The 16908-nt window shown below is 70.0% G+C and carries 12 protein-coding genes and 2 tRNA genes; 5 read left to right on the top strand and 9 right to left on the bottom strand.

Annotation, left to right across the window (positions count from 1 at the left end; all coding sequences use genetic code 11):
* From ACFFIO_RS04440 to ACFFIO_RS04430, 3 genes are read right to left on the bottom strand one after another with little or no spacing between them, the layout of a single operon-like run.
* Positions 1 to 4995 carry an ATP-dependent helicase gene (locus ACFFIO_RS04440; protein ID WP_378040374.1) on the bottom strand — a complete coding sequence of 1665 codons (4995 nt, stop codon included), beginning with the start codon at positions 4993 to 4995 and terminating at the stop codon, positions 1 to 3.
* Positions 4996 to 5048: 53 nt separating this feature from the next.
* The gene (locus ACFFIO_RS04435; RefSeq protein WP_378040373.1) at positions 5049 to 5507 is read right to left on the bottom strand and encodes a 23S rRNA (pseudouridine(1915)-N(3))-methyltransferase RlmH; all 459 of its coding nucleotides are present in this window, start codon (positions 5505 to 5507) and stop codon (positions 5049 to 5051) included.
* A complete protein-coding gene (locus ACFFIO_RS04430; RefSeq protein ID WP_378040372.1) occupies positions 5504 to 6478 on the bottom strand; it encodes a LysR family transcriptional regulator in 975 nt (324 codons plus the stop codon). Before ACFFIO_RS04430 ends, ACFFIO_RS04435 begins: the two co-directional genes overlap by 4 nt.
* Before the next feature lie 122 nt (positions 6479 to 6600).
* Between ACFFIO_RS04430 and ACFFIO_RS04425 the strand changes: the two genes are divergently transcribed.
* Positions 6601 to 7962: an aminomethyl transferase family protein gene (locus tag ACFFIO_RS04425; RefSeq protein ID WP_378040371.1), complete on the top strand. Its 1362-nt coding sequence runs from the start codon at positions 6601 to 6603 to the stop codon at positions 7960 to 7962.
* Here ACFFIO_RS04425 and sufU read toward each other — a convergent pair.
* The 5 genes from sufU to tadA all read right to left on the bottom strand — a co-directional run bounded on the left by sufU (position 7959) and on the right by tadA (position 11994).
* The gene (sufU, locus tag ACFFIO_RS04420) at positions 7959 to 8417 is read right to left on the bottom strand and encodes a Fe-S cluster assembly sulfur transfer protein SufU (RefSeq protein WP_378040370.1); all 459 of its coding nucleotides are present in this window, start codon (positions 8415 to 8417) and stop codon (positions 7959 to 7961) included. The two genes, ACFFIO_RS04425 and sufU, sit on opposite strands and share 4 nt — an antisense overlap.
* Complete coding sequence (locus tag ACFFIO_RS04415) at positions 8414 to 9715, bottom strand: aminotransferase class V-fold PLP-dependent enzyme (protein ID WP_378040369.1); 1302 nt, start codon at positions 9713 to 9715, stop codon at positions 8414 to 8416. The genes sufU and ACFFIO_RS04415 overlap by 4 nt, the downstream gene beginning before the upstream one ends.
* 149 nt (positions 9716 to 9864) lie before the next feature.
* Positions 9865 to 9954, bottom strand: a tRNA-Ser gene (locus ACFFIO_RS04410).
* A 65-nt stretch (positions 9955 to 10019) separates the two neighbouring features.
* Positions 10020 to 11441 (bottom strand): FAD-binding oxidoreductase, encoded by a 1422-nt coding sequence (locus ACFFIO_RS04405; protein ID WP_378040368.1) that lies wholly within the window; start codon positions 11439 to 11441, stop codon positions 10020 to 10022.
* 73 nt (positions 11442 to 11514) lie between these two features.
* Positions 11515 to 11994, bottom strand: a complete 480-nt coding sequence (gene tadA / locus ACFFIO_RS04400; protein ID WP_378040367.1) for a tRNA adenosine(34) deaminase TadA — start codon at positions 11992 to 11994, stop codon at positions 11515 to 11517.
* A gap of 92 nt (positions 11995 to 12086) precedes the next feature.
* On the opposite strand from tadA, the gene upp reads away from it, so the two are divergent.
* The 3 genes from upp (at position 12087) to ACFFIO_RS04385 (ending at position 14515) form a co-directional block, all read left to right on the top strand.
* Positions 12087 to 12722 carry a uracil phosphoribosyltransferase gene (gene upp, locus ACFFIO_RS04395; protein ID WP_378040366.1) on the top strand — a complete coding sequence of 212 codons (636 nt, stop codon included), beginning with the start codon at positions 12087 to 12089 and terminating at the stop codon, positions 12720 to 12722.
* Between the two features lie 374 nt (positions 12723 to 13096).
* Entirely contained in the window at positions 13097 to 13933 is an 837-nt protein-coding gene (locus ACFFIO_RS04390) for a winged helix-turn-helix domain-containing protein (RefSeq protein ID WP_378040365.1), read from the top strand.
* Between the two features lie 27 nt (positions 13934 to 13960).
* A complete protein-coding gene (locus ACFFIO_RS04385) occupies positions 13961 to 14515 on the top strand; it encodes a SixA phosphatase family protein (RefSeq protein WP_378040364.1) in 555 nt (184 codons plus the stop codon).
* Positions 14516 to 14594: 79 nt separating this feature from the next.
* On the opposite strand, the gene ACFFIO_RS04380 is transcribed toward ACFFIO_RS04385, so the two are convergent.
* Positions 14595 to 14671: transfer RNA gene (locus tag ACFFIO_RS04380), tRNA-Arg, on the bottom strand.
* Between the two features lie 275 nt (positions 14672 to 14946).
* Between ACFFIO_RS04380 and ACFFIO_RS04375 the strand changes: the two genes are divergently transcribed.
* Entirely contained in the window at positions 14947 to 16788 is a 1842-nt protein-coding gene (locus ACFFIO_RS04375; RefSeq protein WP_378040363.1) for a phosphoenolpyruvate carboxykinase (GTP), read from the top strand.
* The last annotated feature ends 120 nt before the right edge of the window (positions 16789 to 16908 follow it).

Genomic DNA, 16908 nt, shown 5'->3' with positions numbered 1-16908 from the left:
TCACGACCTGAACCTCAGCCCGGACGGGGACGAGTAGAACCCTGCCTCGGCCAGTGCCGTGGCCAAAGGGGTGCCGTTGAGCGGCAGGCCGTTGACCTTCTCCAGGGACATCTTCTCCACCCGCGCGGTCCGCAGGGCCCACGCCAACGCCGTGGCCATCGCGCCGAGCGCCGGGGGCTCGTCCGAGAACAGCAGCAGGGTGCGCCCGCCCCGTTCGACGTACAGGACCAGTTCGCCGGCCACGAGGACGACGACGGCGCCCGCCTTCCGCCCGGGCCGTTGCCCGGTCGGCCGCACGCCGTCCGGGCCGGCGGGAAGTTCCGGCCAGGGCAGGGCAGCGCCGTAGGGGTTGGCGGGGTCGGTGGCCGCCAGCGCGATGGCCTGCGGGGCGGGCGCGGCGCGGTCATCCTGCCAGGGCGACGGTGCCCCGGCGTGCTGGGGCTGGGGGGCCGGCACGTCCTGCTGGGCGAATCCGCGCAGCCGGTCCACGGTGGCCCCCGTGGAGAACTGGGCGGCGCCGAGGTGCTCCACGTAGTAGCCGCGGCGGACCTGCCCTGCCTCCTCCATGCGGGTCAACAGCCGGTACTGAAGGGCGAAGCCGCCGGGAACCTCCTCCGCCACCACGGAGCCGCGGGTGATGACGCCGTAGCGGTCCAGCAGGTATTCGGCGGTGGCGTGGGCACGGAGGGTCGGATCGGCCGAGGGCTCGGGCAGCAGGGACCAGCGGCCGGCGGCCCGGGCCACGTCCATCGGCCCGAGGTCCGCGGGCAGACCGCCGGCCGGACGCAACAGGGCATCCGTCCGTCCCGCATCGGCGCCAAGACTGCCGGAGGCCTCCTCGAGCCGCTTCAGCCGGGACAGTCTCGCGCCGCGGCCGGGACGCGCCGGCCTCGCCCGCGGCGACCGCGACTTGGACTTGTGCGCGGTGCGGCCCTGGCCCAGCAGTCCGCGGATCGGGGCGAAGGTGTCGTTGCCCACGAGCCCGGCCCAGACCAGGTCCCACAGGGCGCGGAGGAGGTCCCCGGAGGAGACCCGCTGCGCCGGCTCGTCGCGCGTGACCTCCGCGGCAGCGAGGACGGTGCGCGCCCGCTCGGCGAGCTGGCCGAAGAACCAGGCACCGCCGCCGTCGAGCACGTCCAGCAGGGCCCGGTGCACGGGACCGAGCTCGACGCTCTCGTTCCGGGCCAGGGACAGGTCCGCGGACTCGGCGCTGTGGAAGGCGACCCAGCCGTCATTGCCGCTGGCGGCGGCCGTGCCGGACCAGAGGAACTCGCCACTGGCCAGCAGCTCGTCCAGAAGGGCAGGCGTGTAGTCGCGGACACGGGAGGGCAGGACGTGGCTCTCCCACCCGCTGGCGGGCACCGGGACGCCGGAGAGCTGGTCGAGCACGGTGGCCACCCCGTCGATCCCGGACAGCGTAGCCGGTGATCCGCCGCCGGGAGCCGGGGACAGGTGCTGCCAATCGGCGAGGAACCGGGCATAGGCGGACTGTTCGACGGGCTCGACCTCCGCCCGCAGTACCGCCAGGGAACGCCGCCGGATGCGCCGCAGCACCTCGACCTCGCACCACTCGGTCTCGTGCGGGCCGGAGGGCCGGGAGCCGTCTCCGTCAGCACCGTGGCCGGCCGTGGGGCGGAACTGTCCCTCGGTCACGCGGTGCTCGGCGGCGAGCCGCTGCAGGACCTGGAGCACGACGGCGGCGCCCAGTCCCAGCGCCACCCCGGCCTCGGCGGCGGTGAAGGGCCCGTGGGTGCGCGCATAGCGGGAGACGAGGTCGCCGAGCGGATCCTCGACGGGTTCGATGAAGGCCAGCGGGAGGCCCATGGGCAGGGCCACACCGAGGGCATCGCGCAACCGGGCCGCATCCTCCACGGCGGCATACCGGGTCTCGCCGTTGATCCGGACCCGCAGGGCCCGGTTCGCGGTGACGAGCTGGTCCAGCAGGCTGGTCTCGTCCTCGTCCGTCTCGACTGCGGGACGTAATCGGGCTGCGGCACCCTCGGCGGTCAGGGGGCCGAGCAGGCGGAGGAGGTCCGCGAGCCCCTCGGCGCCCTTGACGCGGCGGTCCGGGGAGAGCCGTTGCAGGTCGGCCTCCACCGTGGCCATGACGTCCGGATCCAGGAGGTCACGCAACTCGGCGCGCCCCAGCAGTTCGTTGAGCAGGCCGGGGTCCAGGGACAGGGCGGCGGCCCGGCGTTCGGCCAGCGGGGAGTCGCCCTCGTAGATGAACTGGGCCACGTAGCCGAACAACAGCGACTGGGCGAAGGGCGAGGGGGTCTGGGTGGTGGTCTCCACCAGCCGCAGCGACTTCGCCTCGATCCGGGTGGCGAGGTCCTTGAGGGCCGGGAGGTCGTAGACGTCCTGCAGGCATTCGCGGACGGTCTCGAGGATGATCGGGAACTGCGGGTACTTCCGCGCCACCTCGAGCAGTTGCGCTGAGCGCTGGCGCTGCTGCCACAGGGGGGTGCGCTTGCCGGGATCCCGGCGGGGGAGCAGCAGCGCCCGGGCGGCGTTCTCCCGGAACCGGGCGGCGAACAGCGCCGAACCGCCCACCTCGGCGGTGACCAGTTCCTCGAGTTCCTCCGCCGAGAAGAGGAACAGGTCCGCCCCGGGCGGCTCGTCCTCCATCATCGGCACCCTCAGCACGATGCCGTCGTCGGCGGCCATCGCCGAACCGTCCATGCCGTACCGCGCATGCAGCCGGGCCCCGACGGCCAGCGCCCACGGCGCGTGCACCGGCAGCCCGAAGGGGGAGTGAAGCACCACGCGCCAGTCCCCGAGCTCGTCATGGAACCGCTCCACCACGAGGGTCTTCTCCGTGGGCAGCTGCCCGGTGGCCTCGCGCTGCTCGGTCAGGTACGCGCTCAGGTTGTCCTGGGCCCACTCGTCCAGTCCGGCCGCCGCCAGGCGCTCGGCCATCGGGTTCCCGACGCCGGCCTGGTCCCCGCCCAGCCCGGCCGACACCTCGCGGCGGAAGGCCCCGACCGCCTCGCCGAGTTCGACGGGACGGCCCTCGGCATCGCCCCGCCAGAACGGGAGGCGCCCCGGCTGCCCGAAGGCGGGGATCACGAGGACCCGGTCGTGGGTGATGTCCTGGATCTGCCAGCTCGTGGCGCCGAGGACGATCACGTCTCCCACGCGGGACTCGTAGACCATCTCCTCGTCGAGTTCGCCCACGCGCCGCCCGCCCGTGCGCGCGGTGCCTGACGTAACCTTCGCGTCACCGGTCTTCTCGTTCTCGGTGCCGGCGAGGAAGACGCCGAAGAGGCCGCGGTCCGGGATGGTCCCGCCGGAGGTGACCGCAAGCCACTGCGAGCCGTTGCGTCCCGCCAGGGTGCCGGCCTCCCGGTCCCAGACCACGCGCGGGCGCAGCTCGGCGAATTCGTCCGAGGGGTAGCGGCCGGAGAGAAGGTCGAGTACCGACTCGTAGGCGGAATGCGGCAGGGTCGCGAAGGGCGCGGAACGGCGGAGGAGGTCGAACCAGGTCTCGACGTCGAGCTCGTCCAGGGCGCAGGCGGCCACGGTCTGCTGAGCCAGGATGTCCAGCGGGTTGGCCGGGATGGACATCGACTCGATCCTGCCGGAGAGCATGCGCTCGACCACCACGGTGGTGTCCACCAGGTCCCCGCGGTGCTTGGGGAAGAACCAGCCGGTGGAGGTCTCACCGACCTGGTGGCCGGCCCGGCCCACGCGCTGCAGGCCGGAGGCCACCGAGGGCGGTGACTCGACCTGGATGACGAGGTCCACCGCGCCCATGTCGATGCCGAGCTCCAGCGAACTGGTCGCGACCACGCAGCGCAATTGGCCGGACTTGAGCGCGTCCTCGATGAGGGCGCGTTGTTCCTTGGAGACCGAACCGTGGTGCGCGCGGGCGAACTCGGTGCCGGTTCCCTGCGAGGCATGGCCGGCGGACTGGCCCGCGCCGCCCATCAGCTGGGCAGGAGGACCGGACCGGCCGGCGTCGGGCACCTCCTGGGGCAAGTCTGGGGGTGGGTCCGCGACCTGGCGTTCCTCCCAGATCTCGTTGAGACGGCCGGTGAGCCGCTCGGCGAGCCGGCGGGAGTTGGCGAAGACGATGGTGGAGCGGTTCGTCTCGACCAGGTCGACGATCCGCTCCTCCACGTGGGGCCAGATCGAGGCGTTCGTCTGCAGCCCGGAACCGGGCCCCACGTCGTGGGCGGAGGAGGCCGAGGGCAGCTCGGTCATGTCCGGAACCGGGACGGTGACGTGCACGTTCCAGGACTTGGTGGAGGCCGGGGCCACGATCCGGACCGGTTGGATGCCGCCGAGGAAGCGGGCGACCTCCTCCTTCGGCTCCACCGTGGCCGAGAGCCCGATGCGTTGGGCCGGCTTCGCCAGGAGCGTGTCGAGCCGTTCGAGGGAGACCGCGAGGTGGGCGCCGCGTTTGGTCCCGGCCACGGCATGGACCTCGTCCACGATGACCGTCTCCACTCCGGCCAGCGTGGACCGGGCCTGTGAGGTCAGCATGAGGTAGAGGGATTCCGGGGTGGTGATGAGGATGTCCGGGGGATGGCTGGCCAGCTGCCGGCGCTCGCGGGCAGGGGTATCCCCGGACCGCACGCCCACGCGGACGTCCGGGGCGGCCTCGCCGAGGCGCTTGGCCGTCTGGGTGATGCCGATGAGAGGCGCCCGCAGGTTGCGCTCGACGTCCACGCCCAGGGCCTTGAGCGGGGAGATGTAGAGGACGCGGGTCTGGTTCTTGGCCTTCTTCTCGCTGTGCTGGACGCTCGTGGCCGAGGGAGCGCGCAGGAACCCGTCGAGGGCCCAGAGGAAGGCCGAGAGCGTCTTGCCCGAGCCGGTGGGCGCGACGACCAGCGCATGCCGGCCGGAGGAGATGGCGTCCCAGGCGCCGAGCTGCGCGGTGGTCGGCGCGGCGAAGGCCCCCTCGAACCACTCGCGGGTGGCAGGGGTGAAGCGGGCAAGCACCTCGTCCGCAGCAGGTTCTGCGCCGACGGGTCGGGAGTCTCGGGCCATCGCGGCCATGCTACGCCGGGACCCGGACGTCCTAGTGAGAAGCCGGCGGTGGTCTACACGTGGTGGTATGGCCGGCCGCCGGCGATCTCCTGGGCGCGGTAGAGCTGTTCGGCCACGACCAGGCGGACGAGCTGGTGGGGGAAGACGAGCTGGGACAGTGACCAGACCGTGTTGGCGCGTGAATGCACGGAGCCGTCCACACCGTAGGCGCCGCCGATGACGAGGATGACGGTCTGTCCGGCGTCGAACCGGCCCTGGAGGTGGCGGGACAGGCCGGGGGAGTCGAAGTTGGTGCCTCGTTCGTCGAGCAGCACCAGGTGATCGCGCTCGCCGACCTTGGCCAGGATGCGGGTCGACTCCTCCTCGCGGGCCGCGTCACCCTCGCGGGAGGAGTGGGGAAGCAGCTGCCAGGTGACATCGAAGGGTTTCTTGAGTCGTTTGACGTAGCGGTCGATGCCCTCGGACACCCAGGATTCGTGTTTCTTGCCGATGGCCAGGACCTTCACGCTCATGGGACCATCCTGTCAGGACCCGGTCCGAGGGGATTCCGTGCACCGATGGAGGAGAACTCGCCGGGGTCTCCGCGCAGGGCCCGCAGCACGGTGCCGTGGAACCAGTCGAGGGCCGCGGTGTGCTGGCTGGTGGTCCGCTTCAGCAGCGAGATCTCGACTCCCGGCAGCTCGAAGGGCAGGTCTCGCAGGACCAGGGGCCAGGTCTCCGCCCAACCGCGGGCGATCGATGCCGGGACGGTGGCGATCAGCGGGTTCGGCGCGGACAGCAACGGTGGCAGCGAGGCGAAATGACGCAGGGAGACCGCCGGATGGATCGGTGCGCCCAGCCGTCGGAGCGCCGCGTCCAGGGCCGGCCGGCCGGAATCCCCGGCCACCACGGCATGATCGGCGCGGAGGTAGTCGTCCATGGTCAGGGCCGGAGTCTTCCCGTCGGTGCCGTCTGCCGTCAGCGGATGGCGCTGGCCCATGAGCACGGCGTAGCGCTCTGATTTCAGCACCTGATGTTCGAAGGCCCCGGAGATCGGCAGGGACGTGACGGCCAGGTCCACCGTGCCCCGGGCCAGCCAGTCGGGAAGCAGATCCAGGTCCAGCGGGACCACATCGATGCCGATGCCCGGAGCAGCGGAACGGACGGCGGCGAACAGCGCCGGGAAATAGCCGATCTCGCCCAACTCGGACATGGCCACGGTGAAGCGGCGGTCCGAGGTCGCCGGGTCGAAGGAGTGGACCGCGTCCAGGGCCCGGTCGATGGTCATCAGGGCGTCACGGAACGAGGGGTAGATCGACTGGGCCGCCGCGGTGGGCTCCATGGTCCGGCCCACCCGGTGGAACAGCGGATCATCCCACTGGCGTCGCATGCGCGTCAGGGCCTGGCTCACGGCGGGCTGGGTGACGTAGAGCCGGGCTGCGGCCGAGGTGAGGCTCCGCGATTCGTACACGGCCACGAAGGTCCGCAGGAGGTTCAGGTCCATGGCTCGGCGACTCAATCTGCGAGATCTATGGATAAGCAATTCTTATGCTCACCGCACAGAACTATACGTAGGCTGACGGTGACATCGCCACCCGAGTACCGACGTCCACCGAGGAGTCCCTCATGTCCCAGCATCCCGAATCCCTGGCTGCGGCCATCGCCCGCGCCGGCTCGCCCGTCGAGTACCTGCGCCATGCCCCGTCGAAGCCCACCGTCTTCCCCGTGCAACCGGAGTTCACGAACTGGCGCTCGGAGCAGCAGTCCTGGCGCACCTCGGTGGCGCTGCTGGACCAGTCTCACCACATGACCGACCTGTTCATCACCGGCCCGGATGCACTGAGGCTGCTCTCCGACGTGGGTGTCAACAGCTTCGCGAAGTTCGCCCCGGACAAGGCCAAGCAGTTCATCGCCGTCAACCATGAGGGCTACCTGATCGGCGACGCCATCCTGTTCTACCTGGAGGAGGAGTCCTTCGACCTGGTCGGCTGGCACATGGTCTTGGACTGGGTGCAGTACCACGGGGAGACCGGGGACTATGACGTCACCTTCGAGCGTGATGCCAGCTCCGCCGTGCGCCAGGGCGATCCGAAGCAGTACCGCTTCGAGGTCCAGGGCCCCCGAGCCCTCGAACTCATGGAGAAGGCCACGGGTGCCGCGGTCCCGGAGACCAGGTTCTTCGGCATGGCCACCTTCGAGATCGACGGCGTCCAGGTCCGCTCGTTGCGTCATGGCATGGCGGGACAGCCGGGCTTCGAGCTCTTCGGTCCGTGGGCCGACGGTGAGCGGGTCCGGGCCGCCTTGCTGGCCGCCGGGGAAGGGCTGGACCTGGTGCAGGTCGGCTCGAAGGCCTACTCCTCCTCCAACCTGGAGTCCGCCTGGGTGCCCTCCCCGTTCCCGGCGATCTTCAGCGGCGAGGGCACTGAGGCCTACCGCGAGTGGTTGCCGGCCAGCCGGGCCGGTTCCCTGGCGGGCAGCTTAGACTCCGCGTCGGTGGAGGACTACTACCTGACGCCGTACGACCTCGGTTATGGACGGAGCGTGTCCTTCGACCACGAGTTCATCGGCCGGGCCGCCCTGGAGCGCCACGCGGCCGAGCCGAAGCGCCAGAAGGTCACCCTGGTCTGGAGGCCGGAGGATGTCGCCGCCGCCATCCAGACGCAGTTCGAGCCGGGGGTTCCGGCGAAGTACATCGACCTGCCCAAGGCGCGTTACGGCCAATACCAGGTGGACCGGGTCCTGGTGGACGGCCGGGACGTCGGGATCTCGCACGACGCCGGCTACCTCACCAACGAGCACGCGTTCGTCTCGCTGGCGAGCCTCGACGACGACGTGGCGACTCCCGGCACCGAGGTCACCGTGGTGTGGGGCGAGACGACGCCCTCGGCCAAGCCCTCGGTGGAGAACCACCGCCAGGTGCGGATCCGGGCCACCGTGGAGCCGGCCCCGTACTCCGCCTTCGCCCGGGAGAACTACCGCAAGAACTAGCGGACTTCGGCCTCCACGAGGGCGTGCTCGGCGGCGACCCAGCCGAGCATCGCGCACTTCACCCGGGCCACGTAGCGGGACACCCCGCCGAGGGCCACGGCGTCGCCGAGCAGTTCCTCGTCCGGGGCGATCTTGCCGCGGGACTGCATGGCAGTGCGGAAGGCATCGATGCGGGTGCGCAGGTCCTCCACCGTCAGTCCTTCGGCGAGCTCGGTCAGCAGCGAGGCCGAGGCCTGCGAGATCGCGCAGCCGTGGCCCTCCCAGCGGATCCGCTCGACCACGCGGTCGGCACCCTCGCCGCTCAGGTGCACCTCGAGGGTGATCTCATCGCCGCAGGTCGGATTGAGCTGGTGCGACTGCCCGGCCGCACCGCCCAGCAGGCCGACGCCGTAGGGGTTCTTCGAGTAGTCGAGGATGACCTGCTGGTACAGGTTCTGCAGTTCGGACGAGCTCACGCCTTCACTCCAAAGAAGTTCGCGGTGGCGGCCACCCCCTCCAGGAAGCGGTCCACCTCCTCGGTGGTGTTGTAGAGGTAGGTGCTGGCACGGGTGGAGGCCGTGACCCCGAGGCGCCGGTGCAGGGGTTGGGCGCAATGGTGGCCCACGCGGATGGCGATGCCCTGATCGTCCAGGAACTGGCCGACGTCGTGGGCGTGCACCCCGGCGAGGTCGAAGCTGGCCGCGCCCACGCGCGGTCCGGGAGCGGATCCGCCCAGCACCGTCACGCCGGGGATCTCGGCGAGCCCGGCCAGCAGGCGGGCGCCGAGCTCGTCCTCGTGGGCGGCGATGCGGTCCATGCCGATGCCCTTCAGGTACTCCACGGCGGCGGCCAGGGCGACGGCCTGCGAGACCTTCTGGGTGCCGGCCTCGAAGCGCTGCGGGGGCGGCAGGTACTCGGCGGCCTCCATGGTGACCGTGGTGATCATGGAGCCGCCCGTGAGGAACGGGGGCATGGCCGCCAGCAGCTCTCGGCGCCCGTAGAGCGCGCCGATGCCCGTGGGGGCCAGCATCTTGTGGCCGGAGAACGCGGCGAAGTCCACGTCGAGTGCCTTCAGGTCCACGGGCAGGTGCGGGACGGACTGGCAGGCGTCCAGCACCACGAACGCTCCGACGGCTCGGGCCCGGGCCACGAGCTCCTCGACCGGATTGATGAGCCCCAGGACGTTGGAGACGTGGGTGAAGGCCAGCAGTCGGGTGCGTGGGGTGATGACCTCGTCCGCGGCCTCCATCCTCAGGGCACCGTCGTCGCCCACGGGGATGTAGCGCAGCGTGGCGCCGGTGCGGAAGGCGAGCTCCTGCCAGGGGATGAGGTTGGCGTGGTGCTCCATCTCCGTCACCACGATCTCGTCCCCGGCGCCCAGCCGGAAGCCTTCGGCAGCAGCGCCACCGCGGCCCGCGCTGGCGTTGGAGAACGCATAGGCCACCAGGTTCAGCGCCTCGGTGGCGTTGGAGGTCCAGACGATCTCGTCCTCCTCGGCGCCCACGAAGTCCGCCACGGTGGCCCGGGCGTCCTCGAAGAGCACGGTCGCCTCGGCCGCCAGCGTATGGGCGCCGCGGTGAACTGCGGCGTTGAGGTTCTCGTAGTAGTGCCGCTCGGCATCCAGCACGGCTCGCGGCTTCTGTGACGTGGCGCCTGAGTCCAGGTAGGCCAGCGGATGGCCGTTCACGTCGGTGGCCAGCAGCGGGAAGTCCTCACGCCAGAGATTGATCTCGGCCGCCGTGGGGGCATGGGTCGTCTCGGAGGTTCCGGTCATCTGCGCTGCCTTTCGACGGGGTGGTCTGCCGTGTGCACCACTGGCATAGCACCGGGGGGCCTTGATTTGTTCCTCGTGTTCCGCCTCGGGCCGATATGCGAGAAGGCCTCCACCTCCCGGGGATCCCGGGCCGTGGAGGCCATCTCAACTGGCGGTGACGGTGGGATTTGAACCCACGGTAGGGGTGAACCTACACAACATTTCGAGTGTTGCACCTTCGGCCGCTCGGACACGTCACCAGACCGCACCACTGTACCGGAGGGGGCAACCGCACCCCAAACCAGCCCCGCGCCGGTCCTGAGAATCAGGACTCCGGCGCCATCGGGGGGATGTTGTGGTTGAGCCGGAAAACGTTGTCCGGGTCGAACCGGTGCTTCACCGCCGCCAGCCGGCGCAGCGTCGACTCCCCGTAGACCTGCATCGCCGCAGACCATGGATCCGCGGCGCGGGCTCCGGCCGCCTCACGGCCCATGAAATTCACGTACTGCGCACCGGTGGAATGAGGTTCCATGTCCCGGGCCAGCCCGCGGACGAAGGCGATGTTCCTTTCGTCTTCCTCCGGATCCCCCCAGAATCCGTAGACATTGAGCCAGAAGCTAGATGCGCGGTCCGGGAAGGCCGTGGCGTCGGCCCGCACCCGGGCGAAGGCCCCACCCATGTGGTGGACGTCGAAGGCGGTGCCCTGCCAGGTCTGTTCGGCGGCCCGGGTGCACAGGATGCCGATGACGTCGTCATCGAGATGGGCGAAGCCGGTGTTCTTCCAATAGGCGCGCACGCCCCGAGGGAAGAGCCCGTCCATCGCGGACTGCCAGGCGGTCCACTCGGTGGGCCCCACCTCCCGGTCATCGGGCGGCGCCTGGTCGGTGAGGGTCGCGAGGCAGGCCTCCCCGGCAGCCTGGTCGGTGCCGGCCCAGGCAAATCCCACCACGAGCAGTGGTTCGGTGCCCATGGCCCACCCAGGCGGGGGAGTGAGGGCGGTGACAATGCTGGTCATCTCGTCGGGGAGATCCTCCGTCCAGGCGGCGAGGGCGTGCAGCGCCCGCTCCCAGTGCGGCCGGGTGTAGACCAGGTTGCCGCAGAACACCCTGGCCGGCAGTGGGTGCGCGGCGAAGGTGAAGGAGGTGACCACCCCGAAATTGCCGCCGCCACCCTTCAGGGCCCAGAGCAGGTCCGGGTTCTCCTGGGACGTGGCCCGGACCGTGGTGCCGGAGGCGGTGACCACCTCGGCCGCGAGCAGGCTGTCCACGGTCAGTCCGTGGGCCCGGGTGAGCCAGCCGAAGCCGCCGCCCAGGGTCAGCCCCGCCATGCCAGTGGCCGATACCACCCCGACGGGCACCGCGAGGCCGTGGAGTGCGGTGGCCGCGTCCACCTCGGCCAGGGTGGCGCCGGGGGCCACAGTCACGGTGGCGGACGCCGCGTCCACCTGCACAGACCGAAGGGAGCCGAGGTCCAACACGATCCCGCCGTCAACGGTGCCGTTGCCGGCCACCCCGTGCCCCCCGCCGCGCACGGCCAAGGGCACCCCTTCCTGCACGGCGCAGGCCACCACCGGGGTCACATCGCCCAGATCGCGTGCCCGCACCACGGCGAGGGGACTGCGGTCGATCATCGCGTTCCACACCGACCGGCCCGCGTCATAGCCGGCACTGCCCGGGCCAGTGACCTCACCGGAAACGGTGGCGGCAAGGCGCTGCAGGAGGTCCTGGGATCGGGAAACTCCAGTCACGGGAGTGCCTTCGGCTCGCGGCCGGGCCGAATGTCCGGCGCTGGGACGATTGTCCTCCCGCCCCGGAGCGCGGTCAACGGCGCCGGTGCTCCCGGAAGAACTCCGTCAGCAGCCCCGCGCACTCGTCCCCGCGGACGCCGGAATGCACCTCGACCCAGTGGTTCAGCCTCGGTTCGCGCACCACGTCGAACACGGACCCGCACGCGCCCGCCTTGGGGTCCCAGGCGCCGAACACCAGGCGCGGGATGCGCGCCAGCACCAGGGCCCCGGCGCACATGGCGCACGGTTCCAACGTGACCACCAGCGTGCAGTCGGCCAATCTCCAGCCGTCCCCATCGCCTGCTTCACGACGCGCGGACGCGGCCTCACGCAGCGCGAGCACCTCGGCGTGGGCGGTGGGATCCCCGGTCGCCTCGCGCTCGTTGCGTCCGATGCCCAAAATGGTCCCGTCCGGGCCCACGACGACGGCGCCGATCGGCACGTCGGAGGTCTCCAGTGCGGCACGGGCCTGGTCCAGGGCAGCACCCATCCACTCGTGGTGCGAGGTCTTCATGGGCCGACCCTAGCCTTCCCGTGGTCGTCCCGTGCCGGATCGGCGGCCCGGCGGCCGGTAGCGGAACCCGTGCGCCCGGTAGGGTTGTGCCCATGCGCGTACAGCTCGTGGAACATCCGCTCGTCAGCCACAAATTGACCGTTCTCCGCAAGAAGGAGACACCGTCGATGATCTTCCGGCAACTCACCGAGGAGCTCGTCATGCTGTTGGCCTATGAGGCCACCCGGGACGTGAGGGTCGAGCCCGTGGAGATCGAGACGCCGGTGGCGAGGATGACCGGCGTCGCGCTGGCCAAGCCGACCCCGTTGGTGGTGCCCATCCTGAGGGCCGGGCTGGGCATGCTCGAGGGCATGGTGCGGATGGCGCCCTCGGCCGAGGTCGGGTTCCTGGGCATGGCCCGGAACGAGGAGACCCTGGACATCGTCACCTACGCGGAACGGCTGCCGGCGGACCTGACGAACCGCCACGTCTTCCTGCTGGACCCCATGCTGGCCACCGGGGGCACCCTGGTGGAGGCGGTGCGGTTCATGTACGCCCGCAATGCGCAGCGGGTGACCTGCATCTGCCTGCTGGGCGCTCCGGAGGGGATCTCCCGGTTGGAGCGCGAGCTGGCGGACGTGGAGGTGGACATCTACCTGGCCGCGATCGACGAGCGGCTGGACGAGCAGTCCTACATCGTCCCCGGACTGGGCGATGCCGGAGACCGCCTCTACGGCCTGGCGGAGTAGCTCGAGGCGGTCACCGGCGCAGTAACAAAACTACGAACCCGGAAGATTCGCAGTAAGTTGCCCCGAAAGTGCCGGAATGGGTGTTTCACAACCGGGAATTGGTGTGAGCTTGCTCACGAATCGACGCATTTGTCTCACATAGTGAGACGCCCGTCCCATTGTTACTTGCAAGGAACGAATGTGACGACCGAGTGTTGTCACATGAACTTCCGCGACTCGGCGGTCCCCTCGGGGGCGACGATTGTTCGGCGATGGTGCCGGCGGTCTGGCCGGGCCGGCTCCTGTCCGGAGTGTCTGCAGCGGGGAACGGCCGTGATCCGGCCTGACTCGCAGCCCTCACGCCGAACAGGACACTGACGCAAGGATTCATCGACATGACAACCAGTCCCCAGGGATACGTCCACATCTCGGTCCGCAACGCCCAGCGTCGTGCGGCACGGGTCCGCAGCTACCGTGAGCACGGCGGCACCTATGGGACGCCGGCCAGCCGGCAGCTCCACTCGGTCGAGAATGTCGTGGAGCCCGCCGGGGAGGCCGAGCAGCAGGCACCCCAGACGGCGCCGATGCCGGTCCTGGCCCCCAATGGCATCCCGGGTCCTCAGGCTGTGGCCACTGAGACCGAGGCCCGTGGCTTCGTCATCTACGTGGGTATGGACGAATCGGCCGCCTCGGCCGCCGGGACCTCGCTGACCCGGCTGGCCAACGAGTTGCGCCACTATGTCGAATCCCTGGTGCCGGGCTCCCAGTCCGCCGCGGCCGTGGCGATCGCCCCGGCAGGCGCTCCCGGCTCCGACCTCGAGGTCGTCCGCCAGGTCCTCGGGGATCCGACCATTCAGCAGGGCACCCGCCCGGACCTGCTCCAGGCCCCGGCCCCGGTCTCGACCCGCCAGCCGGGCGTCCTGATCGATCTCGCCCGCCGCGAGGTACAGCTGGACGGTGAGGGCCTGAACCTCACCTACAAGGAGTTCGAGCTGCTCAACTACCTCGTGGAGAACGGTGGCCGCACCGTCGGCCGGGACGAGTTGCTCGAGTCCCTGTGGAGGAACTCGGACGAGGTGCCGAACGAGCGCACCATCGACGTCCATATCCGCCGGCTGCGCTCCAAGCTGGGCCGGCTCTCCGGCACGGTCCGGACCGTGCGCGGGCAGGGCTACCGCTTCTACGAGCACCCCGAAGTGGTCGTCTGGGCGGCCCCCGAATACAGCATCTGAGCCGTGGCGGGCACGTAGGCTGGCCGTATGCCAGCCGACGCCGCGACACCCGACCGCATCGACACCTCCGGTGACAAGACACTGATCCTCCTGCGCCATGCCAAGTCGGACTGGCCGGACGGCGTGAACGATCACGACCGCCCCCTGGGCGGCCGCGGCAATCGCGAGGCGCCCGCCGCCGGTCGATGGCTGGTGGAGCAGGGGCTGTACCCGGACATGATCCTGTGCTCCGATGCCGTGCGCACCCGCCAGACCTGCACCTGGGTCTGCAGCGAGCTGGGGGAGAAGGCGCCGACCCCCTACCTGGACTCCCGTCTCTACGAGGCGGACGCTACCCGTGCCCTGGCCGTGATCAATGAGACCGAGGAGCGGGTGCGGACCCTGATGGTCGTCGGGCACATGCCGTGGGTGCAGGACCTGGGCATGCGGATCGCCTCCGTGGACTCGGACGAGGAGGCCGTGGTCTCCATGGCGGAGCGCTATCCCACGTTGGGCCTGCAGGTCTTCAAGGTCCCGGGGGAGTGGGCGTCACTGGACGGGCGCGACGCGCGGATGACCCACTTCGTGGTGCCCCGTCCCTGATCTGGGGCCGGGCCGCACAACAAAAAACCCGGATCCGCAGTGGATCCGGGTTGAGCTGGTCTGACAGGTCCAGCGGATGTGGTGCGCCCTAAGGGATTCGAACCCCTGACCTTCTGTTCCGTAGACAGACGCTCTATCCAGCTGAGCTAAGGGCGCATCGACCGCGATCGGCCTTGAAAGACTATACCGGCCCGGTGGCCGTTCACCAAATCCTGGTTTCCGGCCGGGGCCGGGCGCGCGGGCCGCGTGCGCCGCCGTCGTCCGCCGGGCCGGGTGCGTGGATGTCAGGTGGCGTCACCGAAACGTCTGCGAAATCTCCGTGGGTAGAATGACTGGTGGAGACGGTGTACGCACAATGGAGTGCCGGCCGCTGACGGCCGCATTCCCTTGTGCCCAACCGGAATGCACCCGCAACCCAATGGAGGACCCCCATGGCCAAAAACTCCTCACTCGCGTTCGCAGATCGCGCTGTGGCGGAAGCGCCGACCAGTTACGGCAAGCTTCTCGACTGGGTGAAGGAGGTTGCCGAGCTCACGGAGCCCGACTCCGTGTATTGGGTGGACGGCTCCCAGGAGGAGTACGACCGCCTGGCCGGCGAACTGGTCGAGGCGGGCACCTTCGTCAAGCTCTCCGAGGACAAGTTCCCGAACTCCTACGCCGCCTTCTCCGACCCCGCCGATGTGGCGCGCGTCGAGGACCGGACGTTCATCTGCTCCGAGAAGGAGGAGGACGCCGGCTTCACCAACAACTGGAAAGACCCGGCCGAGATGAAGGGCATCCTCAAGGACACCTTCGCCGGATCCATGCACGGCCGCACGATGTACGTGATCCCCTTCGTGATGGGCCACCTCGAGGCCGATGACCCGAAGTTCGGCGTCGAGATCACGGACTCCGCCTACGTGGTGAACTCCATGCGCATCATGGCCCGCATCGGGACGGACGTGCTGAAGAAGATGGAGGAGACCGAGGCGTTCTTCGTCCCGGCCCTGCACTCCGTCGGCGCCCCGCTCGAAGAGGGCGATGCCGATGTGGCGTGGCCCTGCAACGAGACCAAGTGGATCGTGCACTTCCCCGAGGAGCGCTCCATCTGGTCCTACGGCTCCGGCTACGGCGGCAACGCCCTGCTGGGCAAGAAGTGCTACGCGCTGCGCATCGCCTCGGTGATGGCCCGGGACGAGGGCTGGCTGGCCGAGCACATGCTGATCCTCAAGCTGACCAACCCGGAGGGCAAGTCCTACACGATCTCCGGCGCCTTCCCCTCGGCCTGCGGCAAGACGAACCTCGCGCTGATCGACCCGACCATCGAGGGCTGGAAGGCGGAGACCCTGGGTGATGACATCACCTGGATCCGCCCCGGCAAGGACGGCGAGTTCCGGGTGGTCAACCCGGAGGCCGGCTACTTCGGCGTGGCCCCCGGCACCGGGTGGTCCACCAACCCGAACGCCATGAAGGCGATATCAAAGGGCAACTCGATCTTCACCAACGTGGCCCTCACCGATGACGGCGGCGTGTGGTGGGAGGGCATGACGGACGAGGTCCCGGCTCATCTGACCGACTGGCGCGGCAACGACTGGACTCCCGAGTCCGGCACGCCGGCCGCCCATCCGAACTCACGGTTCTGCACCCCGATCGACCAGACGGAGATGCTGGCGGACGAGTACCACGAGCCCAACGGGGTCAAGCTGGACGCCATCCTCTTCGGGGGCCGCCGCAAGACGACCATCCCGCTGGTGACCGAGTCCTTCGACTGGGAGGACGGCATCTTCAAGGGCGCCACCCTCTCCTCCGAGACCACCGCCGCCGCCGTGGGGGCCGTGGGCGTGGTCCGCCGCGACCCGATGGCCATGCTGCCCTTCATCGGCTACGACGCCGGCGACTACCTGGAGCACTGGGTCAAGGTCTCCGGTGAGGTGGACCAGTCCAAGCTGCCGCGGATCTACCTCGTCAACTGGTTCCGCCGCAACCGGGACGGCGGCTTCGCCTGGCCCGGCTTCGGGGAGAACTCCCGCGTGCTGAAGTGGGTCGTGGGACGCCTCGAGGGCACGGCGGACGCCACCGAGACCCCGATCGGCTACGTCCCCACCCCAGACGCTCTGGACCTCACGGGCCTGGACCTGTCCACCGCCGACCTCGAGGACGCCCTCCGGGTGGACACCGGGGAATGGCAGGACGAGGTCGCCTCCATCGAGGAATGGTTCTCCCGCTTCGGTGCCTCCCTGCCGGCCTCGATCGCCGGCCAGCTGGACGGCCTGAAGCAGCGCGTCAACGGCTGATCACGCTGACTCCGTTGGCTACGCCGCCGCCCGGTACCGATTCGGTGCCGGGCGGTGGCGTTTAACCGAGCCGGGCCACGCCGGTCGCCTCCTCCACAGGTCACGACGGCGGCGCCCTCC

The organism is Citricoccus parietis (assembly GCF_042433045.1).
Taxonomy (GTDB): Bacteria; Actinomycetota; Actinomycetes; order Actinomycetales; family Micrococcaceae; genus Citricoccus; species Citricoccus parietis.
The sequence above is the reverse complement of the archived record's forward strand: the minus strand, read 5'-3'. Positions and strand labels throughout refer to the sequence as shown.